The organism is Roseateles oligotrophus (genome assembly GCF_025717515.1).
GTDB classification, from domain to species: domain Bacteria; phylum Pseudomonadota; class Gammaproteobacteria; order Burkholderiales; family Burkholderiaceae_C; genus Paucibacter_A; species Paucibacter_A oligotrophus.
Genome location: NZ_JAJIRN010000034.1, coordinates 1 through 778, shown reverse-complemented (window position 1 = coordinate 778; position 778 = coordinate 1). Strand labels below are relative to the sequence as shown.

The 778-nt window shown below is 58.5% G+C and carries 1 protein-coding gene; it reads left to right on the top strand.

What is annotated here, in order from left to right:
- Positions 1 to 411, top strand: a 411-nt coding sequence (locus LNV07_RS25360) for an SMI1/KNR4 family protein (protein WP_263573997.1), incomplete at its 5' end; no start/stop codon positions are given.
- Between the last annotated feature and the right edge of the window lie 367 nt (positions 412 to 778).

The window sequence follows — 778 nt, the reverse complement described above, 5'->3', positions numbered from 1 at the left end:
GCGTTAGAGCGCTCAAACATGCCCTTCGATATCACTGAGTCATTCATCCTTGATGCCGAGCGCGAAATCGGCGCTGCGTTGCCGTCGGCATATCGGACTTCAATGCTTGGCGCAAACGGCGGTGAAATCGAGACAGAAGATGATTCTTGGGAGCTGTACCCCATCGCCGATACATCAGACCGAAAGCGGCTTTCACGTACAGCCAATCACATCATCAAGGAAACTAGCCTGTGTCGAGCTTGGCCTGGCTTCCCAGAAAACGCTCTAGCCATCGCCAGCAACGGAGGAGGCGATCGGCTTGTACTTCTGAAGCAAGGTCCTGTTTTCGGCGCAGCCGTATACGCTTGGTCCCACGAAACTGCAGCACTTACCAAGGTCGCAAATGAGTTCTCCGCCCTCAGAGCGCTCTAACCTTGCGTTCGAGCCGACTCCCAACGGCTGGTCACTACAGGCCCCCATTTCATTCTGGGCCTTCCGTGCCCAACCGCCGCTCGCGGCTCAACTTCGACGTTATGCAGCAGGCTAAGCAAAGCTCGAAGTTTCTTTTCTGGTCGCTCGATCGCGGCCAGTTGCGGGGTCAACTCGCCTCGTCGGTAGCTGCACCAGGCCGAGCGCCAGCGGTCTCAGCCTCCGGCCGCCGTGATCTTGCCTGTTCAGGCTCTGCTGGCCGTTTACCTTCCTCGGTTCGCAACCGGCCGCATGGCCAAGCAACAGCCAGTCGCCTCAGCCGAGTGCGGCATGGGTACAGCTTCGGTATGCTGTCGGCCACCTCAACAGT